This window comes from Variovorax sp. VaC1 (assembly GCF_043658315.1).
Classification (GTDB): domain Bacteria; phylum Pseudomonadota; class Gammaproteobacteria; order Burkholderiales; family Burkholderiaceae_C; genus Variovorax.
On sequence record NZ_JBIGLT010000011.1, the window covers coordinates 1 to 15,188 of the forward strand.

The following is a 15,188-nucleotide window of genomic DNA, read 5'->3' on the forward strand; positions in this document are numbered from 1 at the left end:
CAACGCACACAACACCCCCACCGCCAGCAACGCCCCACAAGCGCAGTTCCTCGCACCCCAGACTCACCAAACAGCAGCAAAGGTGGGGACCGAATTCAGCCACATCCTTCAGGAAGCCTTGACGAAGCCGGGGATCGTGAACGAAGCGTATCGGGCATTCCGCAACTACAGCATCGGAAACCAGATCCTTGCGGCCATCCAGCTCTCGGCCAAGGGCCTGCCGCTGTCGCCGATCGCGAGCTTCAACGCGTGGAAGGAAAAGGGTCGTTCGGTCAAGAAGGGCGAGAAGGCAATTTCACTGTTCATGCCGGTGCCGGTGAAATCCCGCGCCAAGAGCAGCGCGGCGGCCGCCATCGCCGATTCTGACGATGCACAAGGCGGGACGTTCAATGTGTTCATGCTGCGCGCCAACTGGTTTTCGCTGGACCAGACGCACGGCGAGGACTTCGCGCCCGAGCAAGTCACGCCCATGTGGGACGCCGCAACCGCCATGGCGGCACTGGACATCCGCGAAGTGCGCTTTGATGAGCTTTTGGGCAACCGCCTGGGCTATGCGACTGCGGATCGCACCATCGCAATCAGCCCGCTCAACAACCTCAAGCACAAGACGCGCTTCCACGAACTCGCCCACATCGTGCTCGGCCATACCGCCGAAGGCGACGTGATCGACGGACCGGAAACACCGCGCAGCTTGATGGAAGCCGAGGCCGAAAGCGTGGCCTACATCCTCTGCACCTTGCTGGACCTGCCGGGCCAAGCCGAAAGCCGCGCCTACATCCAAGGCTGGCTTGCCGGTGCCGAGCTGCCCGAGAAGAGTGCGAAGAAGATCTTCGGCGCCGCCGACAAGATCATGAAGGCCGGCCAGCCTATCACCCACTGAGAGGCGCACCGTGGACCGGAATTCCCGAGAGACGGTGCCTGTCACCGTCATTTACAACTGCAAGTCCTGCCGGGTCGGCCGTCGCGTCGAGTACACCCGCATCAAGGGCTCAATCAATGGCCATGCTTCCCGCATCGATGAGGCCGGCAAGTGCATCCCGTCGGGTGTCTGGATCGATCGCATTGGTGGCGGCCTGCCCACGGTCTACGGCGGCGATCCGCTGGGCATCTGCGGCGGATGCGGCAAGGCCATGAGCTACGGAAAACTGACTTCCAGCCTGCGGCCGGAAGTGAAGTGCAACGCCACGTGCCAGCACGCACGCGGATTTTCTTGCGACTGTTCCTGCAATGGTGCGAACCACGGCACGGGATGGCAGGTCGGCGCCGCTGGCCTCTTCACGACAACCATTCAATCGAGCTAGGAGTTTTCATGTCATCGTCCGTCGACCTCACCCCTTTCGCCCAAGATGGCTTTTCTGCCGAGCGCTGCGAAGGCGACGAAGCACTGGCCGAGTGTCCCTACATGGAGAGCAGCCCGGCCGCCATGGCTTGGCTCGTGGGTGCGTGGTTGCGCTCCACTGGCCAGCCTGCACCCCGTGCCGTGCGCATGTCGCGCGGCTACAAGGTACACGCCAACGGCATGCTGCTTTCGCTGGCCGATCCGGCCGCGATCGCTCGCATCAACTAACGGGGGGCATGTCGCGAATGTGGCGTTACTCCCTGCGGTGGGCGATGCCCCATCGCCCCTGTCCTGGTCCGGTCGAGCTGGTGGCGGCAGAGGTAGCGGCCGGCGCACCGTGCCCGCCCGAGGTGGCCGAGCGCTGGACGCCAGGCACCGGCTACGCCGTCAGCATCGACTTTCTCGAACCGCTGACGATCAAGCGATGGAGCGATGGCCGCAAGGCGGAGACGCGCCGGCGCAACCTCGTGCGCCGTATCGAAGCGACGGCGCCACTGTTTGCCGATGAGTTCGCCGAGCGTGAGCTGTCGGCCAGGCCGAGTTACTTTGCTGGGAAGTGCCGCTAGCCAGCGGCATCGCCGAGAACGGCGATGCTCGCCGGCACTCATTCGGCCGCTCTTTCAAATCCAAGTCAACTTGCCGCCAACGCCAGCGATCGCGGTATTCAATGTCGCGCGCATTTCGTCGTTCAACCCTCCTGCGATGACATTGACCGTGCCGCCGTTCATCGCTATCGCGTTTTTCAGATCGACTTCAGGGGCAAAAGCGCGATGGAACTCATCAAGCAAGAGCAGCGGTGCGGGCACTGGTGCCCGCACCGAATCGTCCGATTGCCCCTCCATGCGCGCACTCGCCTGCCTTGCTTGTTCTGGCGACATTCCGAAGTCGTAGAAGGTCTGCACGAACACGTTTCCCGCAGGTGCCAAGTGTCGGATGTGGCGAGCCCATTGCCGGGCTATCCGCTTGCCGAAAGTTCCTAGGACAGAGGCCTTCGACCACGTTGGTGGTTCCTGGCTATCGCCCATGTATTGCTTAACTACGGCCATGACTGCGCCGCGCTTTTGACCTGGCGAGCTGAAGGCACGAATCAGCGCTGCTCTGGTAACTCGTTTGGTCGACCTTGGGAACAGAACACGATTGATGTTCAGCCCTCGGTCAGTGCGCTTCTTTTTCATTGCATCCCTTTCGTACAAATATTCCAGCTTACCCGCGGGCCTGTTGAAGCAGCTTGTCAAGGTGCGCGGCCGGATCGGCACTGACCTTTTTGACCCTGTCTGCATTCGTCGCAGACCGAAGGCAGGCTATCGTGGCGCTCCTGCCCTCTGCCTGGTCTTGCAGTCGGCATTCGTAGGCGAGAACCGCCAGAAGTGCGCGATCCTGTTCCGGTAAGCCCATCACGTCCGGCCACAACAGGGACAGCCGCGCCTTGATCTCTTTCGCCATGGACTCACCGGCCCATCTGCCGATGAGCGAACCCATCACAGTCACGATCACGAAGACCGCGAGCCCGACGTAAATCGTTCGCTTTTTCACAGGGGGCCTGTCTGCGTGCGCCGGGATTCTTTGAGCGAGGCATCGAAGGCCGCGTCGGCGCGTTCATGAAATAGGCTGCGGCACGCGAAAGTCGGGTTAAACAGCATGATCGCCCCCGCGATCGCGGTCCCCGCTGTAAATCCGACGGCCGCGAAGGCGCCACTATCAAGTCCCACTGCCCATGCGATGGCCCCGCCAAGGCAACCGCACGCAAGCGGGACACAGAAGAATCGCAGGGCAAGCGCAGCCGTCACCGTAAGTTGCGCCCGCCAGAGGCGCGGGTCACGGATCGCGCGCGCGAACTCTGCCGCGTAGGCTTCGTTCGCCCTGTGCCAGCGTTCCTCGGATTCGCGCGACAAATGGCGGGCCTGCCGTGGCGGTTCGTAGTCACTCATATCTTGTTCACTTTCAAGGCAACCTCCTGGCCGCGTTTCAGCGCGCGCAGGAGGATGTTCTCCGGCGCCGCGTCGGTCCCAGTTGGCAGGCTGACGGTCGCTAGGGTGCCCGTAACACTGACTCGCACAATGCACATCCCCATGGGCGTGTACGCGCCCCCCGAGCGCGTGTAGCTCTGCGAACGAATGAGTTTGTGGGTCGGATCGGCCAGGTGCGCCTCGATCCGCTGAATCATTTCGCGATTCATCGGATGCGGTGGCCAGCGCATCAAATACTCGCGCACCTCTGCGAGGAAGTCGAGCGTAGCGGCGTGCCGCTGGTCGGTTGAAAACTGCATGGCTTTCCTACTGTCTCACTGGCCGGACTACCGGCACAAGCTCGCCAGGTTCCCGGACGTTGACCCCAATCGGGGGAAGCCAGCGAATATCGCGCTGGCGCTTCTCCGTCGGCACCCCTTTGCGGGGACCGCTCAGGAACGTATGCCAATGAAAGGCGCGGACGTGCGGCGTCAGTGTCCGGCCGGTGGCCACGCCACCGACCGCCGCACTCGCAAAAGCGGCGCGTAGCGCCGCACCCATGCGGACGCCAAGCTCCCAGTTCACCGGCCCAGGTGCCGGGAAGACCCGCCAGCCGTCTCGACGCGTCCTCACCGCCTTCGGCGGTATCGGCGTCGTTGGCACCCCGCCTTGTGTCAGCTCGACATTCGCCGAGCAGAGGTAAAGCAAGATCGACAGGACCGGCTTCGCTGCTCTCTCGAAAAAGCCGTGAAGCCCGCTCGCGGCCGGGTAGGTAATCTCGATCGCTGCAAGCAGCGATTCACCAGAAAGCTTGATCGTCAGGGGCAGCATCGTCGATTCGTCGAGCGATTGGCTGAAGTCCCGGTCCGTGTCGAAAAGCATTGTCAAGAAGACAGCGCCGCCATTGTGCTTCCCTGCCGACTCCATCAGCACCCATACGCCACGGGCAACGCCCTTGAATGTGTCAATGCCGGGCAGCTCGATGTAGACGCACCACTCAGGCAGGCGCCGGAGTACTTCCACCGGGACAGCCGCATCCAGCGGCGTTTGCATCAGTGCGTCCAGCAGCGTCTCGTCGACGCGATAAATGCCCTGTGTCATCCGCCACGCTGCCAGTGCCGTCAGCTTCGCTGCCAGCACCGGCCGCTCACCCGTAATCGACAATGCAACAGCCATCGGCGCATAGCACCATGGCTCCCACGCGACTTCGGCCATGAATTGCTCGCGCAGCGTCGCATGTCGTTTCCAGATGCCGGGAAGCTGGTGTCCGACCACCTCCAGCATGCGCAGCGCACGGTGCGCACCAAGTCCAGCAGTCATTGTTGGCCCGCCATGGCCAACTCTGAGGCCTCCAGCTCGCGCAGACATTCCATGATTGCTGCGCGCTCCAGCGGCTCCATCTTCTGGAGCTTGCCGAGCCATCGCGCCTTCTTCCGCTTGATCTGCTCGCGCTTGCGAAAATTCACGCCCACATACCGCATGTCGTGCAGCAACTCTGGCTTGTCGTAGTTCATCCAGATTCGCTCGACGGCCGGGCCGCCGCGCGTCATCACGGTGAACTCTTCAGACCGCCACGCGCCGAGCGCCGAACTCTCGTACATCGCCGAGGCGTAGCCGGACACCATCACATTGCACGGCAGCGACGCAAGCGCCTCCACCAGCCGCTTGTGATCGTCATCCGTGTACTCGTGCCGGTACAGCTTGCCGCCACGCCGACTTCCCATCACGTAGGGCGGATCGACGTAGACGAACTCACGTCCGGTGAATTTGAAGCGCTTGAGGAATGCCACGGCGTCGACCTGGTGCAGCTCCAAGCCTTCGACCTGGCGCGCGGTCCACTTCGCGATCACATCGGCATCGATGTCGATGCCGATGTTTCGCGCGGCTGGCTTCTTGCGCTCGAAGATGTTGCCGCCGCCCAGGTGCGTCTCGATGTACACATCGTGGGGCGGAATGTTGTTGATGATCGTCTGATAGGCGCCCGAGCCGCCTTTGCCACCTGGATAACGCATCTACGGCCTCGTCGCTTCGCGCATCATTGCGTCAATCTTGTTCTTGAACTCCACGCTTCGCCCACTGGTGTATTCAGGCCACGGAACGAATGGAGCGCCGTACAAGACATTGAACGCCAACGCTGTTGGGCAGCGAAACGCCAGGGCATCACCGTCGACGCGCACCAGTGCGACCTCGCAAGGAACTTCGTCTGCGCCCACGAAATCAGCCGCCGCGAACCCTGCGTCATCGCCCCGGAAGAACCACCAGTGATCGACGGCCGTGAACGCCAAATAGATCCCCAGCGCGATCCCTACGCCGCTCAGAATCCGTCGCCCCTTTGCCAGGGGCGGATCGGCCTCCCACTGCGATCCGGCATGCGCCCAAAGAGTGGACTCGTACGAGAACACGAGCAGTGCCCCGATACCTGCTGAAAAAGCCAAAACCGGTGTCCAGTTGATCGCGTCGCCAGCGATTGCGCCGTGAAAAAAGAGCCTGGCAAAAAGATCGGTGGCAAACACAAAAGTCAGCGCCGTCAGAACTGCCACCGCGCCCATGCCGATCCGAAGACCGCGCGCAGTGCGGGGCAAGCTGAAGAAAGACGCGATCGCGTAGGAAACCACGAGGATCAGCGCAAGAAGGAAAAGCATTCTGGTGGTACTTCCGAATCAATCACTGCTGCTTGAGGAACCGCTGTCGCTGGTGCCGCAATCGAAGCTGCTGGAGCCCGAATCGCTCGACCACGAGCTGCTTTCGTAGCTCCGCGCGGGCTCTGGTGCAGGTGCAGGACACGACTGGTCCTCGCTGCGCCATGTTGGCGCCGGAGCGGGCGCGCTGCTGTCGGCGAAAGCCTGCCGGCTCTCTTCGCTGCGCCCCGCCTGGCCCTCACTCCGCTGGCCGTGCCATACCGAAATCGGGCTCAATGGGCTCAGGGGACTGAGCGGGCTCAACAGCGGGTTCAGAAGCAACCCACTCATGAATCCGTCACCTGACGGCGCCGGCGTGCTGGCGGCAATGGCTGGCGCCCTCGCCTCGACGGCCTGGCGCACCGCCTGCGGCGTTGGCGCTGCCCTACTCTTCCGTTCCGCGATCGGCGCCCGGCTCGCCGGTGCTTCTTCCGCGTCGGCCGACATGCGTGCCGCCATGTCGTTCAACTCGCTGCGCATCGTCTCCAGCGACTTGCGCTGCGTTTCATCCAGCTCGCGACGTTCGTCGTGGACCTGCCCCAGCATCACCATCAAGCTTTCGATGGCCCCTTGAAGCTTCTCTTCCGTCATTGCCGGTGCTCGGCCTGGCAGACCTCGCTTGAAGCTGGCCATCGCGGCCGACTTCAATTTGTCGATCACCCCTGTCGGTTTGATCGCCATCATTTTCTGAAGCACGTCGGCACGTTCTATCGTTTCAAGGAGTGCGGCGCGGTCGCCATTCAGCCGCGCTTGCGCGGCCTTCTGCCTGCTGCGCACCATCAGGTACGCCCCGACACCCAGCAACGCACCAGCTCCAATCGCGAACGGCAGGCCGTGCGCGCCGATCCAATCGAGCGTCTGAGAAAACCAGCCCGGCTCGCTATTCACGGGTTCTGAGGGCTGCTCAGGGATCGTTCCCCTCATCAATTTGCTCATCCCCGTGGCCATCATCACTGCCACGCCGACGACAGCCGCTCCACCCAGCGCTCCCACGGCCTTGCTGGCGTCGCCTTCAAAAATCGCCTTGAAAACTGCCCAGGCGACCATGATTGCAATAAATGCAATGCCCACAGGCAAGATCACACCCGATGCCAATGTGTCGACTGCGGTCGACAACCCTTGAATTTGGCTTTGCGCTACCGCAGTCACCGGCAGCGCCAAGAGGGCAAGGATGGTCCTAGCTCGCATTTTTTTCCCCCTGAATCGTCCTTGCCTCCACCGGTGCGACCGTAGGCTGAAGGCCCAGGGCCTTCAGCTTCTCGCCGATCGCTTCGCGCCTGGCGTAGTCAGCGAGCTTCGCATCGGGATTGCCAGCACTCTTCTCGTGCGCCAGCTCCGCAAGCGCAGCCGCCTTCGCTTCTTCGCGATCGACGTTCTCTTCGAGCCGGTCGAAGTCCACCCCGCCACCTGCGGTGCCGATGTTGCCGAGCGCGCGAGCCGCGCGACTCTCGGCCTGCGCGACCTTGCTTCGCGCGTCGAGCACGCTGGTCTTGTTCTGCATTTCGATCTTGACCTTGCGCAAGCCCTCCAGCCGGCCCTTGAGCTGGTCGACCATCGGGCTCAGCCTGGCCACATGCGTTTCGAACGACGCAGCCAGTTCTTCCGCCTGCACCTGGCGGTGCACGGCGTTGACGGCCTCGGCCTCGTTGCCGTCGGCCGCGGCCGTCTTCGCGATCGCCCCCCACTTGCTGGCGTCGCCGTTCGCCTTGTAGCGGTTGTGCGCCATCAGCCGCAGCTCGGCCGACACGTCGGCGACGCTTTCCTCGGCCTTCTTGATCTGTTCGTCCAACTGGCGCACGCCCTGGCGGGCCGTGCGGCCGGCATCGCTGTTCTTGTCGATCAGATCGTGAAGCGCACCAGTGATCTGCGTGATGAGTTTGCTCAAAATTCCCATGTCTATCTCCCTGACGGTGTTACTTGATGGCGCTGGCCTGGTCGGCCAGCGCTGCTGTCTTCAGCTTCAGTCCTTGCGGCTTCAGCTTCTGCATCTCGGCCTCGGCCTTCGCGTTGATTTTCGCGACCACATGCCGCGACCACAGCTCGCACGTCCCGGCGAAGATCACCAGCGCCAGCCACGCGCACACCAAGGCCTCTTCCGTCCTGTACGGCGAGCGCTTTTTCACGTTATTTCCCATGTCGTTCTCCCCTCGAAAGTGCATGCGCCAGATGCCGCGCATAGGTTGCCACAGCTCGAAAATATGCCGCCATCGGCCCCTTCCGCCTCTTCCATGCGAGTTCGGCTTGTTGGTCGGCTTGGTATCGAAGCTCTCGCAAGACAGCTTCGAGTGGTGCGCGCTGTTCCTTGGGCAGATTGAGCAACGCTCTTCCTGCTGGCAGTCGCAGCAATGGATTCAGGTAGCCCATCCCGAATCAGTTCTCGAGCCCGTTGGCACTCGGGTTGATCGGCAGAGGCGTACGGATTTCGGCGCCTGTCAGCCGGACGCCTTGAGGTCCGAACGAGAACGACAGAACTCCGCTTCGCACTCGCACGTCGTTGGGCGAGGTGCCGATCGGATTCGACTTGAGCATGGCCACCATTTCGGCTTCGGTCACTCGCTCTCCCACCTTCGCCTTGATTTCGTCGGTGGTCATCAGTGCGCTTTGTGGCGTGATGGCGTCGCGCTTCGCCGGCCGTTCTTCGTGAGGTGTGTTTGCTAGAGTTCGTCCAGCCATACCAATCTCCATGACAGGTTGAGTGTGGTTAGGCGGTGGCTGGTGTTCCCGCACCTGCTACCGCCGCCTCTTACGGCACGTTTCCGACCGTGGCACCAATCATCGCCGGAAATGGCGATGCTGTCAAGGAATCCGAATAGCCAAAATGCACGTTTTGGCTTTCCGCTGCGCGGAACCGGGATGACCATTCCAGGGCGCGCGCCTTCGCGCTTGGTCCCTTCGGGACTGCCGGCAAGCCGGCACCCTTCCAGGCACACCCGGCGCCTGCGCCCTTCGGTTGCTGAAGACCAGCAGGCACGCCGCATCTGGCGATGCGGCACCGATGCGTTCGCCACGGCCCGCGTCCAAATGCAAACGCCGACCTGCCATTGCTGGCAGGCCGGCGCATAGGCACGGTCCTCGGCTACTCGCCGCAGCCCTACATCCCGTTCACTCAGTCACTTCGTTGGGAAGTGCGGGGTCATCCCCCTCCGGGTTGGCCACGGCCTGTGCAAAAGGCCGTGCACCTGCCACCACGAAGAACCACATCACTGCGATCCCGAGCTGGAGCCACACAGTTTTCGCCTCGCTGAATCCAGCTCTCACCACCAGCTTGTACAGCTCGAACCAGGTGAAGCTCGCAAATGCGATGAGAAAGAGCAGCACTGCAAAGTAAATGACAGCAACTGCCGCAGGACTTCTTTTCTGAGGGGTCATCTTTCGCTCCTGTATCTGGCAAGACCACGACGCGGCCAAAACCTAGATTTTGGCTGTTGTCATTGTGCCCCGAAAACCTGCAGCATCGTCAGATCGGGCGAGGCTGGCCAGCCCAGCCTCGAAGAGTCCGCACGCGGGATCGGGCTCCCCTCCCTGCACTCCAGATCCAGCATCGCCTCAGACGGCGATGCACAGCCCAGGGGCCCCATCGCTCGTTCCGGCGATACGGTACCGCAGACCACGACCAGGCGCGCAGGGCGCGCAAGCAGGCGAAGCCGTCTTCTGCGAAGCCGGATGCCCCATGTGTTGAAGGCCCGCAGGGCGGGCCGCTGCACCGCCGCGGCGGTGCATTGACCAGCGCCGCACCCGCGGCGATAGATCGCCAACCCTTCGGGCTGGCGCGTGTTGTTTGCGCTGTGTGAAACACGTTCTCCCGGTCGAGGTCGCCGGTGGTCGTCTGCCGTTCTGGACCCGTCTTTTTCCGACGCATAGCCCAACCAGTCAGGGCGCCGGGTATCGCTTCGCTCACGCACTTCCCCCGGTCCCTCCGCTGCGCTGCGGGCATGCGGCCTCAGTGCGTGCCCCTCTGCCCTGCCTGGCCGGTCTCTTTATGCGTCAGACGGCTCCATAACGGCAGATTTTTTCAACCACCAACGAGGACACCTCCATGACCGCAACGAACACACACAGCTCCAACAACACTGCCGAAGCGCAGTTCCTCGCACCCCAGACTCACCAACCGGCAGGCGTTGTGAAATTCAAGATTGCAGAGTTTCGCGGGGCGGTCAGCACGTTGAATTGGAGCCGTTGCGACTTGCATGGTTCGACGCGTTCGGAGTGGCTACAGGCTGACGTTCGCGGCCGACTGCAAAGGCGCATCGACGAGGTGGAAACGATGCTCCCACACGTTGCCGCTCGTTTCGCCCACGACATCGACCATGCGCGCAACGCGATCAAGTCGGCCCAAGAAATGATTGCCCGGTGGGAGGAAGCGAAGGCCAGCGAGAACGCCGGCGCCGTGCCCGCTGACAAACCTGCAGCACCGCCAGAAATGGCGAGCTTGATCGAGATTTTCGGCGAACCGATCCACACGGTCACTCGTGCTGACCTGATCGAAATGGGCGAACTCGTGGAGGTGTCGGCCGTTGCGAAGGAAGCTGGTTTCAAGATCCCTGTGGCGCTCACGCGCGCGGTATGGGCGGATTGCGTCGAGTGGTTCCCGTTGGACACGAAGCGCACGGGCGCCGTTCAGGACGTGGCCGGCCGCCTTTGGGATGTTCTGTGCATCGCGATGTACGCGGCGCGACGCAACAAAAGCGCGGGCGTTCTTACTTACCAGCTTCGCCGCGTTGCTCGCGATGGCGACAGCATCACGCCCCAGCTGGTCGACCTGAAGATGGTTTGCAGCGGTGGCGATAACGGCGAGCCCGTCATCACGATTCTTCAGCCCTCGGAAGACTGATCCCACAAAGCGAAGCCCGGCCGCTGCGTCAACAGCGGTCGGGCCTCTAACCACACGCGCGCAGGGAGGAAACGCGAATATGGCTAAGCCGAATCTTATCGGGCCGGGCGCCCACAAAAAGGAACTGACATCGCTTCTGCGCGACAACGCGCGCAGACATCGTTTGTCGAGGGTCTTCAGCGACTTCGTAGAGCTGTCAGCGCTGACCGTGAGCAACAGGGTCGACAAGCTCCAGTTCGACAAGCGCGAGGCGCGGTATCTCGAAATCGTTGGGTGCTACGAGCGCGAGGAAGTCGAGCGCTTCCCGATCATGTTCGCGGTGCTGGTCGACTGGCTCTCGTGTGGGTTTTCGGACTGTCTCGGCGACCTGTTCATGTCGCTGGAGCTGGGCGACAACTTCAAGGGCCAGTTCTTCACGCCCTACTCTGTCTCTTCGCTCATGGCCGCCCTGACCATCGGCAATGCGACTGACCAGATCGCACGCAAAGGATTCATCACCTTCAACGAGCCCGCGTGCGGCGCGGCCGGGATGCTGATCGCGTGCGCTGATGCGCTCTCTGCGCAGCAGCTCGACCCCACGCGGCACATGCACGCGACCGCGATCGACATCGACGCGACAGCGGTGCATATGGCCTACCTGCAACTGTCGTTGTACGGGGTCCCAGCGATCGTGATCCACGGCAACGCGTTGACGCTGAAGGAGTACGGGCACTGGGTTACGCCGATGCACGTTTTCGGCGGGTGGGATTCCCGCCTGCGCCGCGCTGAAGCGCAGCGCCAGGCGGTCGAACTGCTTGGCGCAGCCGAGCCGGCCCCGGCGCACATCGAGCCCGAGCTGGACGCCACGGAAGCGCTCGCCGACGAGGAAGCAGAGGCAGACCATGCCGAGGCAGCAGCGACAGCCGACGCAATGGCCAATGCAACCCGCGAAATCGTCGCACAACGCGCCGAGCAACTGGGGTTGTTCTCATGAGCAGCATTTTTGAACGTCACTACAGGAGAGAACGTATGGAGCAAAAGCAAAACGCGGCACCGCTCACGGTGCGCTACAGCGGAGACGTACCGGCGACTTTGCGCCGCTGGTGCGATGCACACGCGCACCAGGTCGTCGAGGTCGACGCCGGCTATGGATACGCGACGGACCGAGACGGCGGCTTCGCTTACGACGTGCTGCTGCGGCCTGGCTGGTCCATGAGCGACGACGCTTGCCATACGTTGATCGAGCCGACCGTAAAGGCCATGTTGGCTCAGCTCCGCATCGTCGCGCCTTGCGATTGCGATTCCTGCATGGCGGAGAAAAGCCGCTAGCGCCCTCTGCGCGCCCCTGCCAAAACATCCGTTTTGGCAGGGTTCGCGTGTACCATCGCGCCGAGGCGCGGCACAAAGAAAAACGCCCCGGGGGGTAAAGCCGGGGCGTCGTCACAAAATCGATACTTACGGGACTCTCATTCATGACGCGGAAGAATCTTACTTCAATCGGCCTCGCTCTCGCCGTGGCCTTCGCCTCAGCGCATGCGCCTGCTGCACAGCGCGTTCCCCTCACTGGCGCGACGGTCGATGTCTACTTCGCTCCCCAGGATGAAATCGGCCCCCCAGTCGCGGACCTGATCCGCAGCGCGAAGCGTCGCGTTTGGGTTGCTGGCTACTACTTCACCCACGCCGAGGTCGGCAAAGCGCTACGCGAAGCGAAGGGCCGAGGCATCGACGTTCGCGTGGTGCTCGATTCCTCGCAGTTCCGTGACGCCCAATACAGCGGCGCGACCTACCTGCTCAATGCCGGCGTGTCTGTCTGGATGAATGACCGCCACGCGGTCATGCATCACAAGTTCATCGTGGTCGACGACGACCGCACCGCCTTCGGCAGCGCGAACTTCACGAAGGCCGCCATGGGCGGCCGGAAGGTCGACCCGGCGAAATCGAACGCCGAGAACTTCAACATTTTCTTCGGCGTGCCTGCTCTGACCAAACAGTACGCCGACGAGTTCGGCCGCCTCGCGGCCGAGTCGGTTTTGCAACGTGACAGGAGCTGATGCGATGGCAATGGATAAATCCTCATTCGACGAAATCTCATTCCGCGATCAACTGATCGCGGGCGGCATCGAGCCATCGAGCGCAAGCAAGACGGCACGCAAGACAGCCGAGGCTCGCGGCCTGGCCCCTGCGGTGCCTGTCGCCAAGAAACGCGCCGTGGCCAAGGCCAAGGCGCTGGAAGGCGACTTGTTCGCCGAACAGATCGCACCGCAAGAGGTGTTGCCTGCCCTGCCCGTCGCGACCCCCAAGCCGGTCCGCTTGCTCGACGAACGCATCATCAAGACCGGCGCCGCGATCGCTGCTGCCCCGCCCCGAGGCGAGGAAATGCAGTTCATGCACGCGATCATGTGCCAGGTCGGTTTGCCGCGATCGAAGGTCGAAGGCACCGAATTCGAGCGCAAGTGCGGCGGCGCCGCACTGAGCATCGGCGCCGGCAAGCTCTGGGACGGCGAGAAGTTCGTGCAGCAGCCGATTCCCTACGGGACTCTGCCGCGCCTCATGCTCGCATGGATGAACACCTACGCCGTGCGTGAAAGCTCTCCGCAGATTCCCGTTGGCGACAGCGCCAGCCAGTTCCTTCGCATGCTCGGCAAGGACACCAGCGGGGGCAAGAAGGGCACCTTCACGATGTTCCGCAAGCAGGTACAGGCGCTATCCGCCTGCCGCATGACGCTGGGTTTCAATGCTGACGGCAAGGCCTACACGTACGAAGGCAAGCCCATCAAGCAGTTTGAGGCATGGCTACAGGCGACAGACGAACAGCGGCCCTTGTGGCCCGGTGTCGTGACGTTCTCGGACGACTACTACACGACGCTGAAGAAGCACGCGGTGCCGATCGACGTTCGCGCCTTCGCGATGCTCAAGGGCTCCGCCCTTTCGATGGACATCTACACGTTCTTGGCTGACCGACTGCACCGGATCACTGGCCGCCCGGTGATGCTGTATTGGGCGAACCTTCGCGAGCAGTTCGGCCAGGAGTATCAAGGGCTCAACGCCGACAAGGACTTCAAGAAGAAGTTCTTGCGCGCGCTGCGCGACGTGCTCGCCGTGTACCCCTTTGCCAAGGTCAAACAGGTCACTGGCGGCTGTCTGCTGATGGCCTCGCCCCCTCCTATCCCCTACAAGCCCTGACGGCTGTAGCCACTCAATCCTCCCTGCGGCTCGAAGCCGCTTCCTGCCCCGCCTCGTGCGGGGCTTTTTTGTGGCCATCACCATGAAAAGCTCGCACTTTTTGCGCCTCATGAGCGTGAAATGCGAGCATTTCATGCTAAGCGTGCGCGGAATCGGCCCCCCCTCTCTCATCGCCTTTCGGTGCCTGGCCGGGCCGTCCAGCTCGTGGCGGCATGAATGCGAAGGCATGCATGCCCACAATCCGCCTCTGGTGGACTGTGCGCGGTATCAGACCCCCCCCGCCTGGCCTGTGGACAGTGGAGTTATCCACGCGGTATCGGACCCCCCAACCCTCGCAGGATTGGCCCCCCTACCCTCGCGGTATTGGCCCCCTCAACCCTCGCAGGATCGGGCACCCTAGCCCGCGCGGTATTGGCCCTCCCCTAAACCTGTAAGGTTGCCTTTAAGGTTCCCGTATCCTTTTCCTCTACTTTTACCGGTAATTGAGGGCCGCGCGCGGTGGATAAGTCCGCCGTCGATTTCGGCCGCGGGGGGAAGAATTCGCGTGGCCCTTCGGGCCATGAAATGGCCTGCTGCGCAGCTCCTACGGAGCTGACTTGCATGCAACAGCCACGAAGGGGCTTCGCCCCATTAAGTGACCCCGCCTTGCGGGGTTGCCCTGGCCCCCGAACAGCCGGCTGTAGGCTTCGCCTCAGCCACAGACAAGAAAACCATCCAGGGCGTGCGAGGGCTCCGCGCGAGGGCATGTGTTCGGCGGGATACGGAGTTCGATCCGCTCAGGCGGATCGAAGCCCTACCGGGCCGGCTCCTACCGCCTCACCCGACAGTCCCCCGGACTGTCGGGCTACGCACCTGCATGCCCTCGAAAATCCTCTGTGCCATGCGACGGCCGCATATTGTTCTTCAGAGAAGGGGGTTCCCAGGTCGGGGATGAATGGGGCCGCCATAGGGGCGCAAAGGCCGCTGGAGGCGTTTTCTGGAAAAGGACAGGACTCCCCACGTTTAACGGCCCGAGGGCCTTAAACGGCCTGCGTGGACTTGCCGCCCCGCCCTGCGGGGCTTTGCCGTGAAAGACCGGCTTGCCAGGAAGGGGGCATTGAGCCTGGTGCCGTATCGCCAGGGGCGGTGATGCAGTGCCAGGTCGGGCTACTTGGCGAGGTCGACGAGGCCCGCCTTGATGCGGAAAAGCTCCCACAACCCTGCGTGCATGCGCCGGTCGCCGGCCTCCCACT

General features: G+C 62.8%; 21 protein-coding genes. 9 read left to right on the forward strand and 12 right to left on the reverse strand.

Annotation, left to right across the window (positions count from 1 at the left end; all coding sequences use genetic code 11):
* The 4 genes from ACGLHS_RS31530 to ACGLHS_RS31545 all read left to right on the forward strand — a co-directional run.
* A partial coding sequence (locus ACGLHS_RS31530; RefSeq protein WP_394485775.1) for an ArdC-like ssDNA-binding domain-containing protein occupies positions 1–880 on the forward strand: 880 nt, incomplete at its 5' end.
* A 10-nt stretch (positions 881–890) separates the two neighbouring features.
* The gene (locus ACGLHS_RS31535; RefSeq protein ID WP_394485778.1) at positions 891–1,301 is read left to right on the forward strand and encodes a hypothetical protein; all 411 of its coding nucleotides are present in this window, start codon (positions 891–893) and stop codon (positions 1,299–1,301) included.
* 8 nt (positions 1,302–1,309) lie between these two features.
* A complete protein-coding gene (locus ACGLHS_RS31540) occupies positions 1,310–1,567 on the forward strand; it encodes a hypothetical protein (RefSeq protein ID WP_394485780.1) in 258 nt (85 codons plus the stop codon).
* 44 nt (positions 1,568–1,611) lie between these two features.
* Positions 1,612–1,905, forward strand: coding sequence for a theronine dehydrogenase (locus ACGLHS_RS31545; RefSeq protein WP_394485782.1), 294 nt, complete (start codon positions 1,612–1,614; stop codon positions 1,903–1,905).
* Positions 1,906–1,959: 54 nt separating this feature from the next.
* On the opposite strand, the gene ACGLHS_RS31550 is transcribed toward ACGLHS_RS31545, so the two are convergent.
* From ACGLHS_RS31550 to ACGLHS_RS31605, 12 genes are all read right to left on the reverse strand, one after another.
* Positions 1,960–2,514, reverse strand: coding sequence for a hypothetical protein (locus ACGLHS_RS31550; protein ID WP_394485784.1), 555 nt, complete (start codon positions 2,512–2,514; stop codon positions 1,960–1,962).
* Between the two features lie 28 nt (positions 2,515–2,542).
* Complete coding sequence (locus ACGLHS_RS31555) at positions 2,543–2,872, reverse strand: hypothetical protein (protein ID WP_394485786.1); 330 nt, start codon at positions 2,870–2,872, stop codon at positions 2,543–2,545.
* Positions 2,869–3,267: a hypothetical protein gene (locus ACGLHS_RS31560; RefSeq protein WP_394485788.1), complete on the reverse strand. Its 399-nt coding sequence runs from the start codon at positions 3,265–3,267 to the stop codon at positions 2,869–2,871. The genes ACGLHS_RS31555 and ACGLHS_RS31560 overlap by 4 nt, the downstream gene beginning before the upstream one ends.
* Positions 3,264–3,605, reverse strand: a complete 342-nt coding sequence (locus ACGLHS_RS31565) for a hypothetical protein (protein ID WP_394485790.1) — start codon at positions 3,603–3,605, stop codon at positions 3,264–3,266. Before ACGLHS_RS31565 ends, ACGLHS_RS31560 begins: the two co-directional genes overlap by 4 nt.
* 7 nt (positions 3,606–3,612) lie before the next feature.
* A complete protein-coding gene (locus ACGLHS_RS31570; protein WP_394485792.1) occupies positions 3,613–4,605 on the reverse strand; it encodes an AcrVA2 family anti-CRISPR protein in 993 nt (330 codons plus the stop codon).
* On the reverse strand, positions 4,602–5,297 hold the full coding sequence (locus tag ACGLHS_RS31575; protein ID WP_394485794.1) for a DNA adenine methylase: 696 nt from the start codon (positions 5,295–5,297) through the stop codon (positions 4,602–4,604). Before ACGLHS_RS31575 ends, ACGLHS_RS31570 begins: the two co-directional genes overlap by 4 nt.
* Positions 5,298–5,927: a hypothetical protein gene (locus ACGLHS_RS31580; RefSeq protein ID WP_394485796.1), complete on the reverse strand. Its 630-nt coding sequence runs from the start codon at positions 5,925–5,927 to the stop codon at positions 5,298–5,300.
* Between the two features lie 18 nt (positions 5,928–5,945).
* Positions 5,946–7,079, reverse strand: coding sequence for a hypothetical protein (locus ACGLHS_RS31585; protein ID WP_394485798.1), 1,134 nt, complete (start codon positions 7,077–7,079; stop codon positions 5,946–5,948).
* Between the two features lie 61 nt (positions 7,080–7,140).
* The gene (locus ACGLHS_RS31590) at positions 7,141–7,857 is read right to left on the reverse strand and encodes a PspA/IM30 family protein (protein WP_394485800.1); all 717 of its coding nucleotides are present in this window, start codon (positions 7,855–7,857) and stop codon (positions 7,141–7,143) included.
* A gap of 19 nt (positions 7,858–7,876) precedes the next feature.
* A complete protein-coding gene (locus tag ACGLHS_RS31595; protein WP_394485802.1) occupies positions 7,877–8,140 on the reverse strand; it encodes a hypothetical protein in 264 nt (87 codons plus the stop codon).
* Between the two features lie 193 nt (positions 8,141–8,333).
* Complete coding sequence (locus ACGLHS_RS31600; RefSeq protein ID WP_394485804.1) at positions 8,334–8,555, reverse strand: hypothetical protein; 222 nt, start codon at positions 8,553–8,555, stop codon at positions 8,334–8,336.
* A 510-nt stretch (positions 8,556–9,065) separates the two neighbouring features.
* The gene (locus ACGLHS_RS31605; protein ID WP_394485806.1) at positions 9,066–9,332 is read right to left on the reverse strand and encodes a hypothetical protein; all 267 of its coding nucleotides are present in this window, start codon (positions 9,330–9,332) and stop codon (positions 9,066–9,068) included.
* Positions 9,333–9,999: 667 nt separating this feature from the next.
* Here ACGLHS_RS31605 and ACGLHS_RS31610 point away from each other — a divergent pair.
* From ACGLHS_RS31610 to ACGLHS_RS31630, 5 genes are all read left to right on the forward strand, one after another.
* The gene (locus ACGLHS_RS31610; RefSeq protein ID WP_394485808.1) at positions 10,000–10,794 is read left to right on the forward strand and encodes a DUF6573 family protein; all 795 of its coding nucleotides are present in this window, start codon (positions 10,000–10,002) and stop codon (positions 10,792–10,794) included.
* Between the two features lie 79 nt (positions 10,795–10,873).
* Positions 10,874–11,767 (forward strand): N-6 DNA methylase, encoded by an 894-nt coding sequence (locus ACGLHS_RS31615; RefSeq protein ID WP_394485810.1) that lies wholly within the window; start codon positions 10,874–10,876, stop codon positions 11,765–11,767.
* Between the two features lie 35 nt (positions 11,768–11,802).
* Positions 11,803–12,102 (forward strand): hypothetical protein, encoded by a 300-nt coding sequence (locus ACGLHS_RS31620; RefSeq protein ID WP_394485812.1) that lies wholly within the window; start codon positions 11,803–11,805, stop codon positions 12,100–12,102.
* Positions 12,103–12,245: 143 nt separating this feature from the next.
* A complete protein-coding gene (locus ACGLHS_RS31625; RefSeq protein ID WP_394485814.1) occupies positions 12,246–12,824 on the forward strand; it encodes a phospholipase D family protein in 579 nt (192 codons plus the stop codon).
* The gene (locus ACGLHS_RS31630; protein ID WP_394485816.1) at positions 12,811–13,956 is read left to right on the forward strand and encodes a replication protein RepA; all 1,146 of its coding nucleotides are present in this window, start codon (positions 12,811–12,813) and stop codon (positions 13,954–13,956) included. The genes ACGLHS_RS31625 and ACGLHS_RS31630 overlap by 14 nt, the downstream gene beginning before the upstream one ends.
* The last annotated feature ends 1,232 nt before the right edge of the window (positions 13,957–15,188 follow it).